Below are 23708 nucleotides of genomic sequence, written 5' to 3'. Positions count from 1 at the left end.
GGTGTCGCTTCACTTCGATACTGACCCGGGTTGGATTGAAGCAATCCGCGAGTGGGCGGCTGCCGAAGACCGGATTCATCGTGTCTGGATTTTTGGATCAAGGGCGACCGGCAAACGCACGCTAAAGCCCAACCCTTCACCCGTTCCTGACCTCGACGTTGGCTACGTGCTGACAGGGGCGGACGACGGAGAAAGGCTTGGATACGCTATCTGCGGACCGGCGCGATGGCGCGAGCTGCTGGCGGAGCGCATCACTGTCCCCGTCGACCTTCAGTATGCAGAACCTGACCTCGATGAGCGGGTGTGGCCTGCAATCGTTGACCACGGCATCCTCATATACTCTCGGGACTGAACCCACTTTCGTCATTCCGGGCGTAGCGGAGCGGAGACCCGGAACAGGGCGGCGCGCGGGAGCGCGAAACTGTCACACACGCCACTGGTGGACGCATTTCGCCTGCGCTGCGCTCCGGCGCCGCCCGGTTCCGGGTCTGCGGCGCAAGCGCCTCCGCCCGGAATGACGAAGTGTTTTCACCGCCCGGCCATGAGAACATATTGCGAACATCGTTCGCCCATGCCACCGTTCCGGCATGGGGACGCACCGGACCTTCATCGCCACCTACATCATGGCCAGCGGGCGTAACCGGGCGACCTATGTCGGCATGACGGCCAACCTCTATTCGCGAGTGTGGCAGCACAAGACCGGCGTCTTCGAAGGCCACTCCAAGCGCAAGGGCTGCACCCAGCTGGTCTGGTTCGAGCGGCATCAGTGGGTGGTCGACGCGCTTGTCCGGGAGAAGCGGATCAAGGGCTGGTTGCGCGACTGGAAGCTCAAGCTGATCGAGGACGTCAATCCCGCCTGGCTCGATCTCGCGACGGACTGGTATCCGGTGAACGACCCGAACTGGACCCCGCCGCCGGAGGAGGACTGACCTCCTTCTTTCGTCATTCCGGGCGAAGCCGAAGGCGTAGACCCGGAACAAGGCGGCGCCGGAGCGGAGCGGAGGCGAAATGCGTCAACGGGCGTGCGCGTGGCAGTTTCGCGCTCTCGCGCGCCGCCCCGTTCCGGGTCTCTGGTCGCTGCGCTCCCGGCACCCGGAATGACGAAAGGGGGGGAGCGCGGGTGTCGAAACGGAAGCGACGCCGCACCTCTGGCGCCCCGCACACCCCCCAACCATCTCCCTGCCCATGTCCCACTCCTCCGCCCTGCGTCGCGTGACGGACCGGCCCCGCGCCGGCGAGGGCGGCTGGCCGGGCTATCTGCTGGGCGCCCTGTTCGCCGCCGTGGCGGGGTGGCAGATCGCCAATGGCGGGCCCATCCCCTGGGCCCTGTCGATCCCGGCGCTGAACGAGGGTCGCTACGAGACGATCCTGACCCACATGGTCAGCCACGCCGGCCTGCCGCACCTGATCATGAACACCCTGGCGCTGCTGACCTTCAGCCCCATCGTGGTGCGGGCGATGAAGCGCGGCCGGGGCGGGGCGCCGATGATTGTGCGCTATCTGCTGTTCTTCATGCTGGGCGGCCTGGCCTCGGCCGGGCTGTTCATCGCGCTGAACCTGGATCAGACCCTGCCGATGGTGGGCGCGTCCGGGGCGATCTGCGCCCTGTGGGGCCTGCTCGCCCGCATCGACCCGGAAGGCGGGCCGGACAAGGCGCTGTGGTCGCCCCATGCGCTGCGGGTCACGCGCGATTTCGCGATCTCCAACGCCATCCTCGTTCTGCTGATCAACGGCCTGGCCGCCGCCGCCGGGGCCCAGGGCGGCATCGCCTGGGAGGGGCATCTGGGCGGCTATCTGTTCGGGATCCTGCTCGGCCCCCTGTTCCTGCCGCGCCGCCCGCCGCCCCCGCCGATGGGGCCGTGGGGACCGCGTCTCTGAAGGGTGCGTCCAGTTCTGACGCAGGCGTGTGCGAGACTGCGCCCGATCCCGGCCCGGGATCCGACTGGAGGAACCCCGATTTCAGACATTTCAGACTATTCGCACGCTGTTTTTCGCGACCCTACAGCAGGACGGCGAAGATCAGGCTGACCACGGCGATGTCGAAGGCGCGGGCGGCGGCCGACAGGGCGGATGAGGCGAACATGGGCGAGGCTCGAACGACGAAGGGACGGTCGCCCCCGCCCCTGCAAGCGCCGGGCCAGTCTCCGCGGTGGTCAGACCTCGGTCTTCTTCACCACCCCGGCCGGCGGGCGGCGGTCCTTCTCGCCGGAATACTCCGCCCCGAGATAGGTCGAGCGGGCCTGATCCAGCACCGGCGGCCCGCCCTTCAGGCCCCGCTTCTGGCCCGACTGGCCGATCAGCTGGGCGGCGAAGGCGGCGGCGGGGTCCAGCGGAGCATGGTCCTCGGCAGGATGTGCCGGTTCGATCGTCTCCTGCACCCGCACCGGCAGGGTCGAGGCCGACGCCGCCCCCTGTCTGCCCTGGGCCGCCGCGCGCCGGTCGGCGGCGGTACGGCGCTCGGTCTCGCGGCGATCGCGCGGGCCGACCGGGGGAATGGGGCCGACCTCGCGCGTCATGGCCTAGGCGCTCCGCGAGGACGCCAGACGCTCGATCTGGGCCCGCATCTCGTCCATCTGGCGGCGCATCTCGTCCAGCGCCGGATCGGCCTTGGCCTCCGACGGCGAGGCGGCGGCGGCCAAGGCCTCGGGCGCGCGGCCATAGCCGAAACCCGGGAATATCTTCATCGCCTGCTCGAACATCGCCATGTTCTGCTTGGCGGCGGCCTCCATCATGCCCGCGCCCATCATGGCACCGGGCACCACGCCCACGGCCTTGGTCATCTGTTCGCGGAAGGTCTCCTGCTGGCGGGCGAAGTTGGCCAAGGACATCTCCAGATAGCTGGGCAGGACGCCCTCCATCTGGCCGCCGTAGAAGCCGATCAGCTGGCGCAGGAACTGCACGGGCAAGAGGGCCTGGCCCCGGCTCTCTTCCTCGAAGATGATCTGGGTCAGGATCTGGCGGGTCAGGTCCTCATTGGTCTTGGCGTCGAAGACGACGAAATCGGTGCCATCCCGTACCATCTTGGCCAGGTCGTCCAGCGTGACGTAGGCAGAGCTGGCGGTGTTGTAGAGGCGGCGGTTGGCGTATTTCTTGATGACGACGGCCTCGCCGTCTTTCGCCTTGCCGTTCGGCTGGGTGCTATCGGCCACGGTTCCATCCCTGGGGTTATGCCGCCCTTATCCCGCAGCGCGGCATCGGGCGAAAGAGGGCATGACGGTTTCGTGTCGGGGCGAACTTCAGGTCAGGTTCGGAGCCAGCACGACGCCTACCAGAACAGCCGCCCAATGTACGCCCGCGCCGGCCACGACGAAGCCGTGCCAGATGGCGCGGCGGTACTTCAGCTTGGGGGCGATGAAGAAGAAGACGCCCGCCGTATAGATCAGCCCGCCCAGCACCAAGAGGCCAAGCGCGATCGGATGGACCGTGTCGATCATGGGCTTGAGCGCGATCACCGCGATCCAGCCGAACACCACATAGACCCCGCTCCAGAAGGCGTCGGAAATGCGGGGCAGGACCAGCTTGGCCCCGACGCCCGCAAACGCGATCAACCACACCACCAGGGTGAAACCGATCGACCACCAGCCCTCGAACCTCTGAGTCGTGAAGGGGGTGTAGCTGCCCGCGATCATCAGGAAGATCGCCGCCTCGTCCAACCGGCGGAGCACCGGCCGCGCCGCGCAGGGACGGGTCAGGTTGTAGACGGTCGACGCCGTCAGCATGGCCACCAGGCACAGGGCATAGATGGCCGTCGCCATCACCACGCCCACCCCGCCGTTCAGCGCGGACAGCACCGCCAGCACGATCCCGCCCACGGCCGCGAGCGTCAGGCCCACGGTATGGACCACCAGGTCGGCGGTGTGCTCGGCGGGCGACTGGTAATGCTCCTCCAGATCGATCTGATCGGGGGTGCAGAGGCGGCGGACGTGGCTTCGGATCGCTTCCAGCATGGTCGCTTCAACCCGGCGGTTCTGCCTGTCGTTCCCTCCATATTGGGCGAACAGGATGACTTTGGCCTGAACGAAGGCGGCGCAGGTGACGAAAGCCGACAGATGCGGCAGAAACGCCACGCAAACTTAGCGCCGGCCTAACGGCTTCCCCGCCCAGCAAGCTCCGATCAAGGACCTCCCATGACCGACGTCGTCATCGTCTCCGCCGCCCGCACGCCCGTGGGATCGTTCCTGGGGGCCCTGTCGTCGCTCCCGGCCTCGGCGCTGGGCAGCATCGCGATCAAGGCGGCCCTGGAGCGGGCCGGCGTCGATCCGGCCGACGTCGACGAAGTCATCCTCGGTCATGTGCTGCAGGCGGCTACGGGACAGGGTCCGGCCCGTCAGGCCTCGATCGGCGCAGGCATTCCGAAGGAAACGCCGGCCTGGAGCCTGAACCAGATCTGCGGCTCGGGACTGCGCGCCGTCGCCGTGGGCGCCCAGCAGATCGCGCTGGGCGACGCGAAGATCGTGGTGGCGGGCGGTCAGGAGAGCATGAGCCAGGCGCCGCACGCCCAGCACCTCCGCAGCGGCCACAAGATGGGCGACCTCCAGCTGATCGACACCATGATCAAGGACGGCCTTTGGGACGCCTTCAACGGCTATCACATGGGCCAGACGGCCGAAAACATCGCCGAGAAGTGGCAGATCACCCGCGCCGAGCAGGACGCCTTCGCGCTCGGCAGCCAACACAAGGCCGAGGCCGCGCAGAAGGCGGGCAAGTTCGACGCCGAGATCGCGCCCGTCGTCATCGCCGGCAAGAAGGGCGACACGGTCGTCGACAAGGACGAATACATCCGCCACGGCGCGACGCTGGACTCGATGGAGAAGCTGAAGCCGGCCTTCACCAGGGACGGCACGGTGACAGCCGCCAATGCGTCCGGCCTGAACGACGGCGCGGCCGCCCTGGTCCTGATGACGGCGGATGAAGCCAGGGCGCGGGGGCTGGAGCCGCTGGCTCGTATCGCGTCCTCGGCCACGGCCGGCGTCGATCCGGCGGTCATGGGGACGGGTCCGATCCCGGCGTCGAAGAAGGCGCTTCAGAAGGCCGGCTGGACCGTCGCCGACCTCGACCGCGTCGAATCCAACGAGGCCTTCGCCGCCCAGAGCCTGTGCGTGCTCAAGGAGCTCGACCTCGACCCGGCCAAGGTCAACGTCAACGGCGGGGCCATCGCCATCGGCCACCCGATCGGCGCGTCCGGCGCCCGCATCCTGACCACCCTGCTTCACGAGCTGAAGCGCGAGGGTCTGTCCAAGGGCCTGGCCACCCTGTGCATCGGGGGCGGCATGGGCGTGGCCCTGTGCGTCGAGCGCGCGTGACCTAAAGCGCCGCCTTCAGCTCCCGGAGAAACGCCTGCCGCTCGTCGGAGCGTTCGCGGCTGGTGGCGCTGGGCCAGGCCGACAGGAAGACGACCACCAGGTTCCGCGCCGGATCGACGTGGATCATCTGGCCGAAGATGCCGGACGCCTCGAACTGCGCCCCGTCGCCGCGCGTCCACCACTGGGCGCCATAGCCCCGGTCGTTCTCCGGGAAGTCGACCATCTGGGAGGTGGCGCTCTCGAACCAGCGCGCCGTGGCGATCTGGCCGCCCGGGACCGCGCCCCGCTCCAGCGCCATCAGCCCGACCCGGCCCCAGTCCCTCAGGTTCGCCGAGACGCAGCAGCCGCCGGCCTCCTTGCCCTGGGCGTCCAGCATCCAGAAGGCCGGCCCCTCCATGCCCGCCGGGTCCCAGACCTTCTCCTTCAGATACTCCGCCAGCGGCCGCCCCGTCGCGCGGGCCACCAGCACCCCGATCAGATTGGTCTCGCCGGTGTTGTAGTGCCACCGCTCGCCCGGCGGATAGGCGCGCGGCAGGGCCCGCAGATAGGCGACCGTCGCGTCCATGTCGGCCGGCGGCGGCGTCAGATAGAAGCGCGCCACGTCGGAGTTCGGATCGACGTAGTCCTCGTTCCAGCGCGCACCCGAGGTCATGGTCAGAACGTGGGCGATCTGCACCCCGTCGTAGGCCCCGCCCGCCAGCTCGGGGATGTAGTCGGTGACCAGATCATAGGGGCTGCGGATCGCCCCGTCCGCGATCGCCGCCCCGACCAGGGTCGAGGTCAGGGACTTGGTCATGGAGAAGCTGTCCCAGTGGTCCTGCGGCGTGAGGCCCAGTCCATAGCGCTCCATCCGGACGCGGCCGTCCTGAATGACCAGCAGGCCCGCCACGCGCTGGCTTTCCATGAAGGCGCTCGAGTCGAAGTCCAGCGCCTCGCCATCCGGCAAGCGGCGCGGCGTGGGCGACGGCTCGATCCGGGCGTGCGGGATCAGCTCGGGCATGCGCCGCAGGTCCTGCTCGCGCCGCTCGGCGGGCCAGAACAGCACCTGCAGATCGGCCGGCAGCGGCGAAGCGGTCTGGGCAGCGGCCGGGGCGACAAGGCCGACGGCACAGGCGATGGCGAGCAGGGAACGACGGATCATGCGGGAACCTCCTGTATCGAAGGTTCTGCCGTGGGAACGCAAAATGTCAAGCGTCCTTTACGCCTCAGTCCGGCCAGGTCGCCCGGTCCGCGCTCAGCACCTCGCCCGCGAGGTAGAGCGACCCGCAGATCGCGACCCGCCCGGCGCCGAGCCGGGTCGCCCGATCCAGCGCCTCCCCGACCGACGGCGCGCTCTGGGCGCCCAGGCCGTGGCCGCGCGCGACGGCCGCCAGCGCCTCGGGATCGGCCGCCGTTCCCTCGAAGCCGACGGTGAAGACGTGGGCGCCGCTGTCCTTCAGCGCCTCGAAGAAGCCGCCGTGATCCTTGTTGGCCAGCATGCCGACGATGAGCGCCAGCGGCCGGGGCGCCCGCGCCTGACGCTCGGCCAGCGCATCCGCCAGCGCCCGGCCCGCGTGCGGATTGTGCCCCCCGTCCAGCCACAGCTCGGCGTCCGCGGCCCTGGCCGTCGCGCCATAGGGCCCGGCCGTCAACCGTTGCATCCGCGCGGGCCAGCGCGCCGCCGCTATGCCTTCCGCGATCGCCGTCTCCGGCAGATCGAGCTCCAGCGCCACCGCCGCCGCCAGCCCGGCGTTGGCCACCTGATGCGGCCCCGCCAGCGCCGGTGCGGGCAGGTCGAGGAAACGCTCGGCGTTCTGGAACACCATGCCGCCCCGCTCGGCCCAGGCGTCGGAGTCCACACCCATGACGGTCAGGGGCGTATGCACCGACGCCGCCTTCGCCTCGATCACCGCCATCGCGGCTTCCGCCTGGCGGGCCACGATCCCCCGCGCCCCGGCCTTGAGGATGCCCGCCTTCTCGCCCGCGATCTGGGCGATATCGGTCCCCAGGAAGTCGGCGTGGTCCAGGTCGACCGGGGTGATGACGCTCAGCAGCGGCCGCTCGATGACGTTGGTCGCATCCAGCGTCCCGCCCAGCCCCACTTCGACGATAGCCAGGTCGGCCGGGGTCTCGCTCATGGCCACGAAGGCGGCGGCCGTCGTGCTCTCGAACACCGTGGTCTCGACGCCCTTCACGGCCTCGATCCGGTCCAGGATGGCCGACAGCTGATCGTCCTCGATCAGCCGCCCCGCCAGCCGGATGCGCTCGTTGAACCGCACCAGATGCGGCGAGGTATAGACGTGGACGCGCAAGCCCGCCGCCTCAGCCATGGCCCTCAGGAAGGCGACCGTCGAGCCCTTGCCGTTGGTCCCCGCAACATGGATGACCGGGGGCAGCCGATGCTGCGGCTCGCCCAGGATGGCGCACAGCGTCCGCATCCGGTCCAGCGACAGATCGATCTTCTGCGGATGGCGCGCCCTCAGCCGGGCGGAAACGGGGTCCACGGCCTCAGGCCGCCTTGCGCCGCCCGCCCATCAGCATCGACAGGATGCGGCCCAGCGTCTCGGGCAGGTCGGCGCGGGCGACGACGCGGTCGACCATGCCCTTTTCCTGCAGATACTCCGAACGCTGGAAGCCCGGCGGCAGCTTCTCGCGGATGGTCGTCTCGATCACGCGCGGGCCGGCGAAGCCGATCAGCGCCCCCGGCTCGGCCAGATGCACGTCGCCGAGCATGGCGTAGGACGCGGTCACCCCGCCCGTGGTCGGATCGGTCAGGACGACGACATAGGGCAACTGCGCGTCCTTCAGCTCCTGAACCGCCAGCGTCGTGCGCGCCATCTGCATCAGCGACAGGGCGCCCTCCTGCATCCGCGCCCCGCCGGCCGCCGTGAAGCACACCAGGGGCACGCCCCGCGCCAGCGCCGCTCGCGCCGCCGCGATGAAGGCCTCGCCCGCCGCCATGCCCAGTGACCCGCCCATGAAGGTGAAGTCCTGGACCACGACCACGCATTCCGCGCCGCCCACCTCGCCATAGCCGATGGCCATGGCGTCCTTCTGGCCCGTGGCCTTCCTCGCCGCCGCCAGGCGCTCGCGATAGGGCTTGCCGTCCGAGAACTTCAGCGGGTCCTCGGGGACATCAGGCGTGTCGATCGGCTCGTATTCGCCGCCGTCGAAGGTATAACCCAGACGCTGCTTCGCATTGATGCGCATGTGTCGGCCGGACGGCGTCACCCACAGGGCGGCCTCCAGGTCGGGGCGATACAGCATGTCGCCCGAATCCGGGTCCTTGACCCACAGATTGTCGGGCGTGTCGCGGCGGCTGACGATCTTGCGCACGCCGGGCGCGAAGCGGCTCAGCCAGCCGCCGCGCTTTTCCTGAGGGGGTTTGGGAGGGGTCTTGTCGGCCATCGGCGGGCTCTTAGACGGTTTCAGCGACCCGCGCACCCCGCACGGCCTCGGCCAGGCTGCGGACCTTGGCGAGGACGCGCGGCGCGGCGGGCTCCCCGGTCTCCAGGGCGGCGGCGACCTCGTCGACCAGCACCGATCCGGCCACGACCGCGTCCGACACCCGCGCGATCTCGGCGGCGCGCTCTGGCGTCTTGACCCCGAAGCCGACCGCGACCGGCAGGCCCGAGGCCTTGCGCACCCGCTCGACCGCCGGAGCGACCGAGGCGGACTGCGCCTCCTTCACCCCCGTCACGCCCGCGACGGAGACATAGTAGACGAAGCCCGAGGTCCGTCGCGCCACGACCTCCAGCCGGGCGTCGTCCGACGTCGGCGTGGCCAGGCGGATCAGCGACAGGTGGTTCGCATCCAGCGCGTCTGTGAGGGGATCGGCCTCTTCCGGCGGGCAATCGACCACGATCACCCCGTCCACGCCCGCCGCCGCCGCGTCGCGCGCGAAGGCGTCATAGCCATAGGACTCGATCGGGTTGAGATAGCCCATCAGGATCAGCGGCGTGTCCGCGTCGCCGTCACGAAACGCCCGCGCCAGCTCCAGCGTCCTCTTCAGCGTCAGCCCCGCCTTCAGCCCCCGCAGCGCCGCGCGCTGGATCGGCGGCCCCTCCGCCATGGGATCTGAAAAGGGAAAGCCCAGCTCGATGATGTCGGCACCCGCTCCAGGCAGGCCGCGCAGGATTTGCAACGCCTCGTCTCGCGAGGGGTCGCCGGCCATGACATAGGCGACGAAGCCAGCCCGGCCTTCGGCCTTCAGGGCCGCGAAACGAGCGTCGATCCGGGCTGTCGTCATTGCGGCGCGTTCGGCGCTTGCGGCTGGGCTGCGGCGGCCGCGCAGACGTCGCCGGGGATCGCGGCCATGGCGATGTAGGCCGGAGCGGCCGGCGCGGCCACGTCGCCATCAGCGAACGCCATGATCTGGAAGCCGTCGCACCCGCCTCCGTCACGCCGACGGATATAGACCACGCGGTTATCCCCACCCCCTGCGGCCAGCCATTGCTGGTTGGCGAAGTCGGCGGTCCAGGTATCGATCACGCCACTGATGGCGGCCTGGGTCGTGACAAAGCAGGTTGCGGTGGTCGCCAGCTGCGCTCGACCTCCGCAGGTGGGATCCTGAGCCACACCCGATACGGGTGGGATCAGGACGTCCGGCATCGCCACCGCGCTCTGGGCCAGGACGGCCGCCACAAGAATCGAAACGCCCATGCTCACAACTCCACGCCCAGATGCTTCGCCACGGCGAAGATATCCTTGTCGCCCCGCCCGCACATGTTCAGCACGACGTCCCCATCCTTGCCCACTTCATGGGCGATCTCGCCGATGCGGGCCAGGGCATGGCTAGGCTCCAGCGCGGGGATGATGCCCTCCAGCTTCGAACACAGCTGGAAATGCTCCAGCGCCTCGGCGTCGGTCGCCGCGCGATACTCGGCCCGGCCGATGTCCTTCAGCCAGGCGTGCTCCGGTCCGATGCCGGGATAGTCGAGCCCCGCCGAGATGGAATGGCCTTCCAGGATCTGCCCGTCCTCGTCCTGAAGCAAGTAAGTCCGGTTGCCGTGCAGAACGCCGGGCCGCCCGCCTTGCAGGCTCGCCGCGTGATCCGGCCCGTCCAGCCCGCGCCCGGCCGCCTCGACCCCGATCAGCCGCACGCCCGCGTCCTCGATGAAGGGGTGAAATAGTCCGATGGCGTTCGACCCGCCGCCGATGGCCGCGACCACGGCTTCGGGCAACTTGCCGCGCCGCGCCTGCATCTGGGCCTTGGTCTCGCGCCCGATCACGGACTGGAAGTCGCGCACCATGGCTGGATAGGGGTGGGGCCCCGCCGCCGTGCCGATCAGGTAGTAGGTGTCAGCGACATTGGTGACCCAGTCGCGCAGGGCCTCGTTCATCGCGTCCTTCAGCGTGCCGCGCCCGCTGGTGACTGGCACCACCTCGGCACCCAGCAGCTTCATCCGGAAGACGTTGGGCGACTGTCGCTCGACGTCCGCCGCGCCCATGTAGACCACGCACTGGAGACCAAAGCGGGCGCAGACCGTCGCCGTCGCAACGCCGTGCTGGCCCGCGCCGGTCTCGGCGATGATGCGCTTCTTGCCCATCCGCATGGCCAGCAGGATCTGGCCCATGCAGTTATTGATCTTGTGCGCGCCGGTGTGGTTCAGCTCGTCGCGCTTGAACCAGATGTTGGCCCCGCCATGGTGCTGGGTCAGGCGCTCGGCCAGATACAGCGGACTCGGCCGCCCGACATAGTGGGTCAGGAAGTCGTCCAGCTCGGCCTGAAAGGCCGGATCCGCCTTGGCCGCCTCATAGGCCCGGTTCAGCTCCAGCACGAGCGGCATCAACGTCTCGGCCACGAACCGCCCGCCATAGGGGCCGAAGCGCCCCTCCGCGTCAGGCATGGCGTACTGGTTGGGAATGATGGCGTTCACAGGGCTCAGCCTTACGGTCGGCGGGGGCCGAAATACGACCAGGGAAGATAATCAGGCCACGGCCTTCAGGAAGGCCGCGATCCGGGCCGGGTCCTTAACACCGGGGCTGCTTTCCACGCCAGAGGACACATCCAGCAAGGGCGCGCCGCTGATCGCCGCAGCATCCCGCGCGTTTTCAGGATCAAGGCCCCCTGCCAGGAACCAGTCCTGCCGGAACGTCCGGCCCTGCATCATCGCCCAGTCGAAGGAGGCCCCGACCCCACCGGGCAGGGCCGAACCCTCGGGTGGCCGGGCGTCGAACATCAGGTGGTCGGCATGATCCCCCCACCCTGCGGCGTCCGTCAGGTCGTCGGGTGTCGAGACCGGCAGCACCTTGATGATCGCCGCTCCCGTCAGTCGCCGCACCTCGGCCGCCCGCGCCAGGGTCTCGCGCCCATGGAGTTGCACAAAATCGGGCCTCAGATGCGCCCCGATCCGGCTCAGCAGGTCGTCGTCGGCATCAACAGTGACAGCCACGATCCCCGCCCGTCCCCGCGCCCGCTCAAACAGGGGACGGGCGTCCTCCGGCGTTATGTTTCTTGGACTTCGGGCAAAGAACACCGCCCCCACGAAGGCCGCACCATGGTCCAGGGCCATATCGAGGGTGTCGGCCGTGGTCAGGCCGCAGATCTTCACGCGAGTCATGGGTTTCAGGTGGAGTGACTGTTTCGCCGGGTCAATCCCGGTCGTCATCCGGCAAAGATCGTCGTGACTTCGGCTTGCGTCGCCGGTCGCCACTGTCCGGGTTTCAGGTCGTCCGGAAGAGCCAGTCCGCCAAGCCGCTCTCGGTGCAGCGCCTCGACATGGTTGCCCACCGCGGCGAACATCCGGCGCACCTGATGATAGCGTCCTTCGGTCACCGTCAGGCGGGCTTCCGCCGGGCCCATCGGTTCAAGCACGGCAGGGGCCAGAGGCTTGTCGTCGCCCTCCAGAACCATCTCGCCTGAAGCGAACAGCGCCCCCTCCGTCCCGACCAGAGGCCGCGCCAGTGTCGCGCGATAAACCTTGGCCACATGACGTTTGGGGCTGATCACCCTGTGCAGCAGGTCGCCGTCGTCGGTCAGCAGCAGCAGGCCAGACGTCTGCTTGTCCAGCCGCCCGATGGTCGAGATCGCCGGATCGCGTCTGCGCCAGCGGTCGGGCAGGACGTCATAGACCAAGGCCCCGTCCTCCTTGTGCGAACAGGTCATGCCCAGGGGCTTGTTCAGGATCAGAACCAGCCCTGGCGGTGGATCGACCGGCCGCCCGTCAATGAACATCCGCTCGGGAAGATCCGGCGTCACCGCGATCCGGTTCGACACATCGGTCAGATCGACGCCGTTCAGCACGATGCCGCCGACCTTTCCCAGTCGCGCGATCTCGGCTCGCGAGCCATAGCCCATCGAGGACAGGAGTTTGTCGACCCGAGCGGTGGGCGTCTTCACTTCACCGCCTCGAACAGTTTGTAGCCGCCCTGGTCCGCGACCGGCCTCACCCGCTTGAAGGCGGCGTTCAGCTCAGCCTCATAGGGCAGGTGCCGGTTGGCCACGAGCCATAGCACCCCGCCCTTCTTGAGCAGCCCCGCCGCCTTCCGGATGAAGGCCTGACCCAGCCGACGATCCTCGGCTCCGCCATCGTGGAAGGGCGGGTTGGAGACGACGAAATCCAGATCGCCGCTATCCGCCAGCGTCCGTGCGTCCGCCCATTCAAACATCGCGCGCGCGTCCTCGATGTTGCGCCGCGCCGCCTCAAGGGCGCGCCGGTCCAGGTCCACCAGCCGCAGCGCGGTCACGGCCGCCAATCTCAGGACCACGGTGGCCAGCGCTCCGTAGCCGCATCCCAGATCCGCCCCTGCCCCCTTCAACCCCGGCACATGGGCCGCCAGCAAGGCTGAGCCCGGATCGATCCGGTCCCACGCGAACACGCCCGGCTGGGACCAGGCGTCCAGCCCCTCGACCCTTTGCGGCCCACCCGCCGCAATCGCCGCTTCGACGCCGTCCACCGTCTCCGGCCGGACCGCGACGCAGCGCCGGTGATGCGCCTTGGCCGCCTCGGTGAAGGTCAGGCCGAAACCCTCCAGCTCCTTCTTCAACCGCGACCCGCCCCGGTCCTTGGGCGCCAGCACGTCCAGCCGCCCGCCGACCTTCAAGGCCCTCAGCGCCTGGGCCACGACATAGCGCCGCTCAAGCACGCCTGGCGGCGCATAAATCATCGCCGCCTCGACCGAGCCGTCGGCCAGGCTTTCGATCGCGTTCGAACCGGGGATCAGGGGCGAGGTCTGGACGGCGTCGCCGGGGGGGTCGAACACCAGCGGCGGCCGACCGTAGAGCAGGGTGGTCATCGGCGCGTGATAGCGAGTCAGCGGTTAGAGGGAAACGGCCGACCTCGACATCTATGCCAAAGTTTGTCATTGTTTCGGGCCGAACAGGAGCTCCCCATGGCGACGATGAACATCTCCCTGCCGGACCCGATGAAGTCTTGGGTGGAGTCGCAGACGGACGGCGTGCGCTACGCCAACTCCAGCGACTATATCCGGGACCTCATTCGCCGCGATCAGGAACGGTCGGCCAAGATCGCCCACTGGCAGAGGCTGATCGACGAGGCTCGCGCCAGCGGCATCAGCGATCTGACGATGGAGGACATCCGGCAGAAGGCGCTGGACATCATCGCTCAACGCAAGAAGTCGGCTTGATGGGCTATCGGCTCGCCGCGCAGGCTGCCGAGGATGTTCTAGCCATCTACCTTCAGGGATACGATCTGTTTGGACAGCGTCAGGCCGACGCCTACCAGGATGACCTTGAGCGAGCGTTTCGGCGCCTCGCGGAGTTCCCGAACCTGGGCCGGCTGCGCGAGCATCTGACGTCCGAAATCCGCACGCTTCCGACAGGATCACACGTCATCATCTATGAGACGCGGCCGCCGGACGTGATCATCCTGCGGGTCCGTCATGGCCGCGAGGACTGGATCGTAGATCCCATGGGATACGAACAATGACCCACCCCATCCGTATCGGCGTCGGCGGCTGGACCTATGAGCCGTGGCGAGGCGTCTTCTATCCGGACAAGCTCATCCAGAAGAAGGAGCTGGAATTCGCCAGCCGGGCCCTGACCTCCATCGAGATCAACGGCACCTACTATTCCACCTTCAAGCCCGACAGCTGGATGAAGTGGAGGGACGAAACGCCCGACGGCTTCGTCTTCTCGGTCAAGGCCAGCCGCTACTGCACCAACCGCAAGGTGCTGTCGGACATGGGCGAGTCGATGGACCGCTTCCTGGGCCAGGGGCTGACGGCACTCGGCGACAAGCTCGGCCCCATCAACTGGCAGTTCATGGGCACGAAGAAGTTCGACGCGGAGGATTTCGAAGGCTTCCTCAAGCTCCTGCCGAAGGAGCGGGACGGCGTTCGCCTGCGGCACGCGCTGGAGGTGCGAAATCCCACCTTCGAAACCCCCGCCTTCTTCGAGCTCGCGGCCAAATACGGCGCGGCCATCGTGTATGCCGAGGACGACGAGGCCCCGGAATGGCCCCGCATCGACCAGCCGACGGCCGACTTCACCTATGCCCGCCTCATGTCCAGCCGCGAGGATGAGCCCACCGGAATGACTTCGGAAGAGCTGGACGCGGTCGCCGCTCGCACCAAGGCCTGGGCCAAGCGCGGCGACGTCTTCGCCTACTTCATCGCGGGCGCGAAGGTCCGCAATCCGGCGGCGGCCCAGGCTCTGATCGAAAAGCTGCGCTGATCTGGTTGCGGCCGGGGCCACGCGGCCACATTTACGCCCCACCCCCTGAGCCCCGAGAGCCCGCCATGCCGATCGCCACCCGCGCCTTCGCCGCCGTCGCCGCCGACAAGCCGCTGGAGCCCTACAGCTTCGAACGCCGCGATCCCGGGCCGGACGACGTGGCCATCGACATCAAGTTCTGCGGCGTCTGCCACTCCGACCTGCACGTCGTCACCAACGACCTGGGCAACACCCGCTATCCCATCGTGCCGGGCCATGAGGTCGCCGGCGTCGTCTCAGCGGTCGGATCCAACGTCACCCGCTTCAAGGTCGGCGACCGGGTCGGCGTCGGCTGCATGGTCGACAGCTGCCGCGTCTGCGAGCCCTGCAAGATGGGCGAGGAGCAGTACTGCGTCCCCGGCATGACCCAGACCTACGGCTCGCCCGATCCGAAGGGCGCGCCCGTCAACCAGACCATCACCCAGGGCGGGTACTCCGACCACATCACGGTCGATCAGAACTACGTCCTGTCGATCCCGGATTCGATCCCGCTGGAGGCCGCCGCCCCCCTGCTGTGCGCCGGAATCACGACCTATTCGCCGCTGAAGGAATGGAAGATCGGGCCAGGCTCGAAGGTCGCCGTTGTCGGCCTGGGCGGTCTCGGCCATATGGCGGTCAAACAGGCTGCGGCCCTTGGCGCCGAGGTCACGGTGCTGTCGACCTCCGACCGCAAGAAGGCCGACGCCGAGCGGATGGGGGCCAAGCACTTCCTCATCAACTCCGACAAGGCCGCCATGCAGGCGGCGGCGGAAAAGTTCGACCTCATCATCAACACCGTCTCGGCGACCCACGAGATCGCCAGCCACATCCAGCTGCTGGCGCGCGACGGCACCATGGTCATGCTGGGCCTGACCACCGAGGGCCTGCCGGTCTACGCCCTGCCCCTGCTGTGGCGTCGCCGCCGCATCGCGGGCAGCCTGATCGGCGGCATCCGCGAGACCCAGGAGATGCTCGACTTCTGCGCCCAGCACGGCATCGCCTCCGACGTCGAGGTCATCGCCCCGTCGGAGATCAACACGGCCTATGAGCGAATGGGTCGCTCGGACGTCCGCTACCGCTTCGTCCTGGACATGGCGCGGCTCTAAACGCGGAGGGGGAGGGAGACAGCCGCGCCGTCCCCCGCTACACCTTGCCTCGAACAGGCCCCGCGAAAGACGGGACCGTCAGGGACAGGAAACGACACATGGCGCGCGTGGCATTCGTGACCGGGGGCACCCGGGGCATCGGCAAGGCGATCGTTCAGCGTTTGAAGGAAGACGGCATGGCCGTCGCCGCCGGCTATTCGGGCAACACCGAGGCGGCCGAAGCCACGGCCCGCGAGCTCGGCGTCATGGTGGTCAAGGGCAACGTCGGCTCGTTCGAGGACTGCGCCCGCGCCGTGGCCGAGGTCGAGGCCGCGCTCGGCCCCATCGACACCCTGGTCAACAACGCCGGGATCACCCGCGACGGCTTCTTTCACAAGATGAGCCATGACCAGTGGTCCGACGTCATCCGCGTCAACATGGACAGCGTGTTCAACATGACACGGCAGGTGATCAACGGCATGCGGGACCGGGGCTTCGGCCGCATCGTCAACATCTCCTCGATCAACGGCCAGAAGGGCCAGATCGGTCAGGCCAACTATTCCGCCGCCAAGGCCGGCATGATCGGCTTCACCAAGGCCCTGGCCCTTGAAAACGCGCGCAAGGGCGTCACCGTCAACTGCATAGCGCCCGGCTATATCGACACCGAGATGGTGGGGGCCATGGACCAGAAGGTGCTGGATTCGATCATCGCCCAGATCCCCGTCGGTCGCCTCGGCAAGGGCGAGGAGATCGCCGACATGGTGTCGTGGCTGGCCGGCGAGCGTGCTGGATATGTCACAGGGTGCACCCTGTCGCTGAACGGTGGTCAGTATCTGGTCGGCTAGGGAGCCGTCTGCCCAAAATCCGCCCCGCCTCGTGATCATCGCTTCCAGCCATGATTTCAGGGCAGAAGGTCGTGGGGGCGAAAGCGCCACTCCCGACGGCGATGATGTTCGCCGTCGCGGCTTTCGTCTCATTGACTGGCATTGTCGTTCCGACCGCTTCGGAAGCGCAGATACGCAGCAACGCCCAAGCCGAGCAAAGCCTAAACCTTGCGGTTCGCCCGTCGCGGCCGGGCCACCCTCCGTCCGGCCGCTATCAGTCAGAGGGCGGAGAGGCCTTCATCTTCGACGGCACGGGGGCCCTGCCCCTGTTCCGCTTCGAGACCCGTACCGAGACCTGGGTGCTCCGGCCCACTCCAGCCCCTCGCGGTGACGTCATCTATCGCAATGACGCCGGCACCCAAGTGCTACGCTTCGCCCACGGCGGCGGGATGACACTCTACACTGTCCGCAGTCCGAACGGCTCACCGGCCTCCCTCAGTGGCGGCGCGGAGCCTCTTACATTGCCCACGCTCGGCCCCATCCGCCTGTTCAGCCTGATGAACCAGCGGGGTAGCCTGGTCAGTCAGGCGCTGGGCCGCCTCATCGTCATCAACCTGACCGGAGAGGAATCCGAGGCTCTGATGGTCGACGCGCTGGTCGTCACCACCGATGCGGTCATTCGCATGGCACGGTCCCCGACCTTTCGGACCCAGCTGGCCGAGCTTCGCAGCATCACCCTCGTTGAGGGATCACGCGCATCCGTCAGCTTTCAGCGCGGCGATCTCCGGGTCGTCGTCAATCCGAGCCAGAGCCTGGCCGGCCGACCCTCGTCCTCCAGCATCATCCGCGCCGTCGCCGACGCGGAGTGATCAGCCCTTCCGCAGGGCGGTGATGGTCCGGTTCGGCGCGATATCCTCGGCCGAGGTGATCAGATGCACCAGGGCCGGAACCCCGCCCGGCCCCGCCGCCGCCCGCGCCGCCCTCAGGGCCTCCGGGAAATCCTCCGTGCGCTCGCACCGCACGCCGAAGGCCCCGAACGCCTTCGCATAAGCGACGAAGTCCGGATTCTTGAGGTCCGTCGCCACCACCCGGCCGGGATAGTGCCCCTCCTGATGCATGCGAATGGTGCCATAAGTCCCGTTGTCGACCACAACCACCACGACGTTGATGCCGTGCTGGACGGCCGTGGCCAACTCCTGCCCCGTCATCAGGAAGTCCCCGTCCCCAGCGATGCAGACAACCTCCCGATCGGGGTGCAGCGACTTGGCTGCGATCGCCGCCGGATAGCCGTAGCCCATCGCGCCCGATGTCGGCGCCAGCTGGGTCCGGCACGCCCGATGTCGATAGAAGCGGTGCAGCCAGGCGGCGAAGTTGCCCGCCCCGTTGGTCACGATGGCGTCGGCTGGAAGCGCCTCGCCCAGATGCGCCATGCACTGGGCCATATTGACCGCCCCGGTCACCGCCACCGGCGTCGAGAAGGCCTGATAGTGATCATGAGCCGCCCTGGCCTCCTCATGCCAGGTCCGCCCCGGCTCAAGCGTCGCCAACGCCTCGGCGGCCAGGCTGTTGTCGGCACAGGCGCTCATCAGCGTGGGCCACACCCGGCCCAGCTCCTCCGGCCCAGGATGGATGTGGACAAGCCGCCCGGCCGTATGGGCCCGGTCGAACAGGGTGTAGCCCTGCGTGGGGTTCTCCCCCAGCCGCGCGCCCACGGCGATCAGCAGATCGGCGCCCCTGGCCCGCTTCATCAGCTCGGGATTGCACCCAAGGCCCAGATCGCCCGCGTAGTTCGACCGCGCGTTCGACAGGATGTCTTTCCTCCGAAACGACAGCGCCACGGGCAGGCCCAGCCGCTCGGACCAGCCGCCGATGGCCGCCGCGGCCTCATCGGTCCACCCAGACCCACCCAGAACCAGCAGGGGCCGCTCGGCCTTCGCCAGGCGCTCGCCCAGCGCCGCCAGGAAGGCAGGATCCAGTCCGGCCTTCGCAGGCTTCACCGCCCGCACGGGCTCCGGCCCGCCCGGTTCGTGCAGGATGTCCTCAGGCAGGGCGATCACCACCGGACCCATCCGACCCTGCAAGGCGGTCGAGAAGGCCCGCTCGACGATCTCCACCGTCCGCTCCGGGCTCTCGATCTCGGTCGCCCATTTCGCCAGGCCACCGAACACCTCGCGGTAATCGACCTCCTGAAACGCCCCGCGCCCCCGGTCGGCCAGCGCGATCTGCCCGACGAACAGGATCATCGGCGTGGAATCCTGATGCGCCGTATGCACCCCGATGGAGGCGTGGGTCGCGCCCGGCCCGCGGGTGACCATGCAGACGCCCGGTTTGCCCGTCAGCTTGCCGTAAGCCTCGGCCATATTGGCGGCCCCCGCCTCGTGCCGGCAGGTCACCACCTCGATCTCCGGATGGTCCACGAGCGCGTCCAGCACCGCCAGATAGCTCTCGCCAGGCACGCAGAAGACCCGCGTCACTCCGTTGATCGCCAGTGTCTCGACGATGCGGCGTGCGGCGGTTCCGGCGGGCTGTGTGCGGGTTTGGCTCATCACGCGGACCTAGCAGATCGGGGCCTGACTTGGCGATGGACGCGGCGATGGAACCGCCAGGCAAGCGTGGCGTTAGGCAAGCTTCGCCATACGGAGGTTTTCACCATGAAGAAGATCGTCACCCTGTCGCTTATGGCCGCCGCCCTGGCGGTCGCTGCCTGCAACACGGTCGCCGGCGTGGGCCGCGACGTCCAGGCCGCAGGCTCGGCCGTCTCGAGCGCGGCCGAGGACGCCCGGAACTAAATCAGACACCTTGCCCAAGATAAGTCAGAAGCTCGCCGCGCCCCGGCGGGCTTCCTCGCATTCACCCCCTTGCGACATGACAGCGTCACCGTGACGGGTCATTCTTCTTACACGCGCGAGGAGGCGATCATGGGACTCATGGACAGCGTGCTGAACGGCCTGGGCGATCAGGCGGCTGGCGGTCTGGGCGACCTGTTGCAAAGCCAGGGCGGTGTGGCGGGTCTGGCCGAACGCTTCGGCGGGGCGGGTCTCGCCGACACTGTCCAGTCTTGGATCGGCACGGGGGCCAACGCCAACATCAGCCCCGAACAGATCGCCCAGGTCTTGGGCTCCGGCCCCATTGCCGACTTCGCCGCGCGGCTGGGGATATCATCGGAACAGGCCTCCGAGACCCTGGCGGGCCTGCTTCCGGAAGCCATCGACCGCCTCACGCCCGGCGGTCGGCTTCCGGGCGGCGGCGACGGCGGGATCGCCGACCTGATCGGCGGCTTCCTGAGGCGCTAGCGTCCCTCGTCGGGAATGCAAAGGATGTCGCCGCACGCCTTGCAATGGACGGCGTCCGGGTCGTGGACCTGCAGCCCGCACCGCTCGCACGGATACCGGACCTTGTGCGGCCGCAGCAGGGTCTGTCCCAGCCGCACGAACAGCGTCACCCCGGCCAGCATGATGACGATCGACACGATCCGTCCCCACGCTCCCGGCAGGAGGATGTCGCCGTATCCCGTGGTCGTTAGGCTGGTGACCGTGAAATACAGGGCGTCGACCCAGCCCTCCAGCCCCTCGGTCTTGCCCAGGAACGAGGTGTAGACGAAGCCCGTTGCCACGAAGACGAAGGTGACCAGTGCCGTCAGGGCCTTGATGATCTCCTCCACCCGCGTGTCGTCGTAACGCCGTCCGATGGTGCGCCAGAAGAACTCTGAATTGATCAGCGTCCACAGCCGCAGCACCCGCAGGAAGCCCAGGTTGAACAGCCAGGCCGGGAACAGCAGGGTCAGCAGGATGAACAGGTCGACCCAGACAATCGGCTTCTTCAGCCAGTCCTTCGGGTCGGAGTAGCACCATGCGCGCGCCGCCAGATCCGCCGCCAGGATCGCCGCGATCACATAGTCGATCACATAGAAGGCCAGCGGCTGATCCCTCAGCAGCGGCGCGGCGATGAAGAAGGCCACGATCAGCAAATCGACGATCAGGACTCCCAGCCGGAACCGCACAGCCGTCTGCGACCCCCCGTGATACAGCGCCCTCAGCCGTGCCCTCAGCCGCAGGCCGGGTTTGTCTTCGGAAGCGTCTGTGGGAGCCATGACCCGGCATAACGCGCGTCGCTCGCCTTCGGAACCGCCCACGCCTATATGCCGCGCATGAGCGGGCGTCCCTTCGTCAAGATGAACGGCTGCGGCAACGACTTCGTCGTGGTCGACGCGCTCGCGCGCCCTTTCGCGCCCGACGCCGATCAGGTCCGCGCCCTGTCCGACCGCCAGGCCGGCCAGGGCTTCGACCAGCTCATCGTCATCGAGCCGTCATCGAAGGGCGACGCCTTCATGCGCGTCTGGAACGCCGACGGCGGCTCGGTCCAGACCTGCGGCAACGCCCTTCGTTGCGTCGGCTGGATGCTGATGGAGGCCAACGGCTCGGACAGCGTCACGATCGACACGCTCGGAGGCCCGACCATCGCCCGCCGCGCCGGCCCGGACCGCATCACCGTCGACATGGGCCCGCCCCGGCTGGACTGGACCGAGATCCCGCTCGCCGAAGAGATGGACACTCGCGGCATCGAGCTTCAGATCGGCCCCATCGACGATCCGGTGCTGCACACGCCCGGCGCCGTCTCCATGGGCAATCCGCACGTCGTCTTCTTCACCGACCGCCTGGACGACGCCTTCGTCACGGGTTCCGGCTCCCTGATCGAGCACCACCCCCTGTTCCCCGAGGGCGTCAACGTCGGCTTCGCCCACGTGCTCGCTCCGGACCGCATCCGCCTGCGCGTCTGGGAGCGCGGCGCCGGACTGACAAAGGCGTGTGGAACGGGCGCCTGCGCCGCCCTGGTCGCGGCGAGCCGCCGAGGCCTGACGGGCCGCCGGGCCACCGTCGTCGTCGACGGCGGCGAACTCGACATCCACTGGGACGAGGCGACCGGCCACGTCCTCATGACCGGCCCTGTCGAGGTCGAACGAACGGGGATGCTGGCGGGCTAGGGCCTCAGTGCCGGAAGACCCGCAGCCCCGTGAAGGCCATCGCCAGGTTCAGCTCGTCCGCCGCCGCGATGACCTCCTCGTCGCGGATCGAGCCGCCCGGCTGGATGATCGCCGTCGCCCCCGCCTGCGCCGCCTCGATCAGGCCGTCCGCGAAGGGGAAGAAGGCTTCCGACGCGCACGCCGACCCCTGCGCCAGCGAGTGCGCCAGCCCCTTGGCTTCGCCGGCCTCCCGCGCTCGGATCGCGGCGATGCGAGCGCTGTCGCGGCGGTTCATCTGCCCCGCGCCGATGCCCGCCGTCTGGCCGTCCTTGGCGTAGACGATGGCGTTGGACTTGACGTGCTTGGCCACGGTGAAGGCGAACAGCATGTCCTGAACCTCCTGCGGCGTCGGCTGGCGGCGCGTGACGATTTTGAGGTCCGCGGGCGCGATGCGGCTGACGTCCCGCGACTGCACCAGGAAGCCCCCCGCTACCGAGCGGAACACCTCGCCCGCCGCCAGCGGATCGGGCAGGCCGTCGGTCAGCAGCAGACGCAGGTTTTTCTTGGCCGCGAACACAGCCTTCGCTTCGTCGTCCGCGCCGGGCGCGATGACCACCTCGGTGAAGATGTCGGTGATGGCCCGGGCGTCGGCGCCGGTCAGTCCACGGTTGACGGCGATCACCCCACCGAAGGCCGAGACCGCGTCGCACTCGAGCGCGCGGCTGTAGGCGTCGGCCAGATCGCGACCCACCGCCACCCCGCACGGGTTGGCGTGCTTGACGATGACGCAGGCCGGGGCCTCGAACTCGGCCACCAGCTCATAGGCCGCGTCGGCGTCGGCGATGTTGTTGTAGCCCAGTTCCTTGCCCTGCACCTGCTCGGCCCGCGCCACGCCCGGCCGGACCTCGCCCGTGCGATAGAAGGCCCCCGTCTGATGCGGGTTCTCGCCATAGCGCAGCGTCTGGGCCAGCGACCCCGCCACCGACTTCCGCGCCGGCGCCGCGTCCTCGACCTGCCCCGCGAACCAGCCCGACACCGCCGCGTCATAGGCGGCCGTTCGCGCGAACGCCCGCGCCGCCAGCCGCTTCCTCAGCGCCAGCGAGGTCGCGCCTTCCGCCTTCACCGCCTCCACGATCTGCCCGATGGAGTCGGCGTCGACCGCAACGGCGACATAGCCGTGGTTCTTGGCCCCTGAGCGGATCATGGCCGGCCCGCCGATGTCGATGTTCTCGACCGCGCTGGCGAAATCGCCGCCCGCCGCAATCGTTGACTCGAACGGATAGAGGTCGATCCAGACGATATCGATAGGCCCGATGCCGTGGGCCTCCATCGCCGCCCTGTGCTCGGCGGCGTCGCGCACGCCCAGCAGGCCGCCGTGGACGACCGGGTGCAGCGTCTTGACCCGCCCGTCCATCATCTCCGGAAAGCCGGTCAGATCAGCCACGTCCTTCACCGGCAGGCCAAACCCCGCGATGGCCGCCCGCGTCCCGCCGGTCGAGACCAGCTCCACGCCTGCGTCGTGCAGGGCGCGCGCCGCCTCCTCCAGCCCGGTCTTGTCGGACAGGGAGATCAGGGCGCGCACCGGACGGACGGCGTCGGGCGCGGGCGGAAAGGCGGGGGCGGCGGGCATGGGGATCGTCCGGTCGGGAGGGGAGGGCGCGCGGCCCTTAGCATCCCTCACGCCGCTCCGTCACCTGAACCCCGGACAGCAAAACGCCCGCCGTGCCGGGAGGGGGAGGAGGGCAGGGCGGGCGTCTCGCTTTGGAGGAAGCGTCGGCCCGGCGGAGCCCTTCATGGAGACATCCAGGGGGGCTGGGGGGGCTGTTCAGGATCCGGGACGCTTCCGAACTCCGTCAGGCCGACAGTCATCTTGTCGGCTCGCCATCTGTCCGGCGAAAGACG

General features: G+C 68.6%; 28 protein-coding genes. 13 read left to right on the top strand and 15 right to left on the bottom strand.

Features of this window, described 5'->3' with window-relative positions:
- The first annotated feature begins 1 nt into the window (after position 1).
- The 3 genes from IP78_RS15320 (at position 2) to IP78_RS12530 (ending at position 1878) form a co-directional block, all read left to right on the top strand.
- The gene (locus IP78_RS15320; protein WP_156320399.1) at positions 2 to 352 is read left to right on the top strand and encodes a hypothetical protein; all 351 of its coding nucleotides are present in this window, start codon (positions 2 to 4) and stop codon (positions 350 to 352) included.
- Between the two features lie 235 nt (positions 353 to 587).
- Positions 588 to 929, top strand: a complete 342-nt coding sequence (locus tag IP78_RS12535) for a GIY-YIG nuclease family protein (RefSeq protein ID WP_054112010.1) — start codon at positions 588 to 590, stop codon at positions 927 to 929.
- Positions 930 to 1185: 256 nt separating this feature from the next.
- Positions 1186 to 1878 (top strand): rhomboid family intramembrane serine protease, encoded by a 693-nt coding sequence (locus IP78_RS12530; protein WP_054112009.1) that lies wholly within the window; start codon positions 1186 to 1188, stop codon positions 1876 to 1878.
- Between the two features lie 275 nt (positions 1879 to 2153).
- On the opposite strand, the gene IP78_RS12525 is transcribed toward IP78_RS12530, so the two are convergent.
- From IP78_RS12525 to IP78_RS12515, 3 genes are all read right to left on the bottom strand, one after another.
- Positions 2154 to 2516 (bottom strand): hypothetical protein, encoded by a 363-nt coding sequence (locus IP78_RS12525; RefSeq protein WP_054112008.1) that lies wholly within the window; start codon positions 2514 to 2516, stop codon positions 2154 to 2156.
- 3 nt (positions 2517 to 2519) lie between these two features.
- Positions 2520 to 3149 (bottom strand): polyhydroxyalkanoate synthesis repressor PhaR, encoded by a 630-nt coding sequence (phaR, locus tag IP78_RS12520; RefSeq protein WP_054112007.1) that lies wholly within the window; start codon positions 3147 to 3149, stop codon positions 2520 to 2522.
- An 87-nt stretch (positions 3150 to 3236) separates the two neighbouring features.
- Entirely contained in the window at positions 3237 to 3947 is a 711-nt protein-coding gene (locus tag IP78_RS12515; protein ID WP_054112022.1) for a hemolysin III family protein, read from the bottom strand.
- A gap of 180 nt (positions 3948 to 4127) precedes the next feature.
- Between IP78_RS12515 and IP78_RS12510 the strand changes: the two genes are divergently transcribed.
- Positions 4128 to 5303 (top strand): acetyl-CoA C-acetyltransferase, encoded by a 1176-nt coding sequence (locus IP78_RS12510; RefSeq protein WP_054112006.1) that lies wholly within the window; start codon positions 4128 to 4130, stop codon positions 5301 to 5303.
- 1 nt (position 5304) lies between these two features.
- Here the strand turns inward: IP78_RS12510 and IP78_RS12505 are convergent, their stop codons facing one another.
- From IP78_RS12505 to IP78_RS12465, 9 genes are all read right to left on the bottom strand, one after another.
- Positions 5305 to 6444, bottom strand: coding sequence for a serine hydrolase (locus tag IP78_RS12505; RefSeq protein ID WP_054112005.1), 1140 nt, complete (start codon positions 6442 to 6444; stop codon positions 5305 to 5307).
- 64 nt (positions 6445 to 6508) lie between these two features.
- Positions 6509 to 7786: a folylpolyglutamate synthase/dihydrofolate synthase family protein gene (locus IP78_RS12500; protein WP_054112004.1), complete on the bottom strand. Its 1278-nt coding sequence runs from the start codon at positions 7784 to 7786 to the stop codon at positions 6509 to 6511.
- Positions 7787 to 7790: 4 nt separating this feature from the next.
- Complete coding sequence (locus IP78_RS12495) at positions 7791 to 8690, bottom strand: acetyl-CoA carboxylase carboxyltransferase subunit beta (RefSeq protein WP_054112003.1); 900 nt, start codon at positions 8688 to 8690, stop codon at positions 7791 to 7793.
- Between the two features lie 10 nt (positions 8691 to 8700).
- Positions 8701 to 9531, bottom strand: coding sequence for a tryptophan synthase subunit alpha (trpA, locus tag IP78_RS12490; RefSeq protein ID WP_054112002.1), 831 nt, complete (start codon positions 9529 to 9531; stop codon positions 8701 to 8703).
- Complete coding sequence (locus IP78_RS12485; protein WP_054112001.1) at positions 9528 to 9944, bottom strand: hypothetical protein; 417 nt, start codon at positions 9942 to 9944, stop codon at positions 9528 to 9530. Before IP78_RS12485 ends, trpA begins: the two co-directional genes overlap by 4 nt.
- A gap of 2 nt (positions 9945 to 9946) precedes the next feature.
- Entirely contained in the window at positions 9947 to 11131 is a 1185-nt protein-coding gene (gene trpB, locus IP78_RS12480; protein ID WP_369814695.1) for a tryptophan synthase subunit beta, read from the bottom strand.
- A gap of 81 nt (positions 11132 to 11212) precedes the next feature.
- The gene (locus tag IP78_RS12475) at positions 11213 to 11845 is read right to left on the bottom strand and encodes a phosphoribosylanthranilate isomerase (protein ID WP_054111999.1); all 633 of its coding nucleotides are present in this window, start codon (positions 11843 to 11845) and stop codon (positions 11213 to 11215) included.
- A gap of 44 nt (positions 11846 to 11889) precedes the next feature.
- A complete protein-coding gene (locus tag IP78_RS12470) occupies positions 11890 to 12582 on the bottom strand; it encodes a pseudouridine synthase (protein WP_054112021.1) in 693 nt (230 codons plus the stop codon).
- Positions 12583 to 12620: 38 nt separating this feature from the next.
- The gene (locus tag IP78_RS12465; protein WP_054111998.1) at positions 12621 to 13520 is read right to left on the bottom strand and encodes a class I SAM-dependent methyltransferase; all 900 of its coding nucleotides are present in this window, start codon (positions 13518 to 13520) and stop codon (positions 12621 to 12623) included.
- A 96-nt stretch (positions 13521 to 13616) separates the two neighbouring features.
- On the opposite strand from IP78_RS12465, the gene IP78_RS12460 reads away from it, so the two are divergent.
- The 6 genes from IP78_RS12460 (at position 13617) to IP78_RS12435 (ending at position 17715) form a co-directional block, all read left to right on the top strand.
- Positions 13617 to 13871: a type II toxin-antitoxin system ParD family antitoxin gene (locus IP78_RS12460; protein ID WP_054111997.1), complete on the top strand. Its 255-nt coding sequence runs from the start codon at positions 13617 to 13619 to the stop codon at positions 13869 to 13871.
- Positions 13871 to 14173: a type II toxin-antitoxin system RelE/ParE family toxin gene (locus IP78_RS12455; protein WP_054111996.1), complete on the top strand. Its 303-nt coding sequence runs from the start codon at positions 13871 to 13873 to the stop codon at positions 14171 to 14173. Before IP78_RS12460 ends, IP78_RS12455 begins: the two co-directional genes overlap by 1 nt.
- Positions 14170 to 14919: a DUF72 domain-containing protein gene (locus IP78_RS12450; RefSeq protein WP_054111995.1), complete on the top strand. Its 750-nt coding sequence runs from the start codon at positions 14170 to 14172 to the stop codon at positions 14917 to 14919. The genes IP78_RS12455 and IP78_RS12450 overlap by 4 nt, the downstream gene beginning before the upstream one ends.
- Before the next feature lie 65 nt (positions 14920 to 14984).
- On the top strand, positions 14985 to 16043 hold the full coding sequence (locus IP78_RS12445) for an NAD(P)-dependent alcohol dehydrogenase (RefSeq protein WP_054111994.1): 1059 nt from the start codon (positions 14985 to 14987) through the stop codon (positions 16041 to 16043).
- A 98-nt stretch (positions 16044 to 16141) separates the two neighbouring features.
- A complete protein-coding gene (gene phbB / locus IP78_RS12440) occupies positions 16142 to 16867 on the top strand; it encodes an acetoacetyl-CoA reductase (RefSeq protein WP_054111993.1) in 726 nt (241 codons plus the stop codon).
- A gap of 101 nt (positions 16868 to 16968) precedes the next feature.
- On the top strand, positions 16969 to 17715 hold the full coding sequence (locus tag IP78_RS12435; RefSeq protein ID WP_054111992.1) for a DUF4908 domain-containing protein: 747 nt from the start codon (positions 16969 to 16971) through the stop codon (positions 17713 to 17715).
- Here the strand turns inward: IP78_RS12435 and IP78_RS12430 are convergent, their stop codons facing one another.
- Complete coding sequence (locus IP78_RS12430) at positions 17716 to 19392, bottom strand: thiamine pyrophosphate-binding protein (RefSeq protein WP_054111991.1); 1677 nt, start codon at positions 19390 to 19392, stop codon at positions 17716 to 17718.
- A gap of 105 nt (positions 19393 to 19497) precedes the next feature.
- Between IP78_RS12430 and IP78_RS12425 the strand changes: the two genes are divergently transcribed.
- Positions 19498 to 19635 carry an entericidin A/B family lipoprotein gene (locus IP78_RS12425; RefSeq protein ID WP_054111990.1) on the top strand — a complete coding sequence of 46 codons (138 nt, stop codon included), beginning with the start codon at positions 19498 to 19500 and terminating at the stop codon, positions 19633 to 19635.
- Positions 19636 to 19764: 129 nt separating this feature from the next.
- Positions 19765 to 20139 (top strand): YidB family protein, encoded by a 375-nt coding sequence (locus IP78_RS12420; RefSeq protein ID WP_054111989.1) that lies wholly within the window; start codon positions 19765 to 19767, stop codon positions 20137 to 20139.
- On the opposite strand, the gene IP78_RS12415 is transcribed toward IP78_RS12420, so the two are convergent.
- The gene (locus tag IP78_RS12415) at positions 20136 to 20936 is read right to left on the bottom strand and encodes a potassium channel family protein (RefSeq protein ID WP_054111988.1); all 801 of its coding nucleotides are present in this window, start codon (positions 20934 to 20936) and stop codon (positions 20136 to 20138) included. The genes IP78_RS12420 and IP78_RS12415 overlap by 4 nt on opposite strands.
- A 57-nt stretch (positions 20937 to 20993) precedes the next feature.
- Between IP78_RS12415 and dapF the strand changes: the two genes are divergently transcribed.
- Positions 20994 to 21827, top strand: coding sequence for a diaminopimelate epimerase (gene dapF, locus IP78_RS12410; RefSeq protein WP_369814694.1), 834 nt, complete (start codon positions 20994 to 20996; stop codon positions 21825 to 21827).
- Positions 21828 to 21831: 4 nt separating this feature from the next.
- Here the strand turns inward: dapF and purH are convergent, their stop codons facing one another.
- Positions 21832 to 23436 (bottom strand): bifunctional phosphoribosylaminoimidazolecarboxamide formyltransferase/IMP cyclohydrolase, encoded by a 1605-nt coding sequence (gene purH, locus IP78_RS12405; protein ID WP_054111986.1) that lies wholly within the window; start codon positions 23434 to 23436, stop codon positions 21832 to 21834.
- Positions 23437 to 23708 lie beyond the last annotated feature (272 nt).

It is taken from the genome of Brevundimonas sp. AAP58, assembly GCF_001295975.1.
Classification (GTDB): domain Bacteria; phylum Pseudomonadota; class Alphaproteobacteria; order Caulobacterales; family Caulobacteraceae; genus Brevundimonas.
The sequence above is the reverse complement of the archived record's forward strand: the minus strand, read 5'-3'. Positions and strand labels throughout refer to the sequence as shown.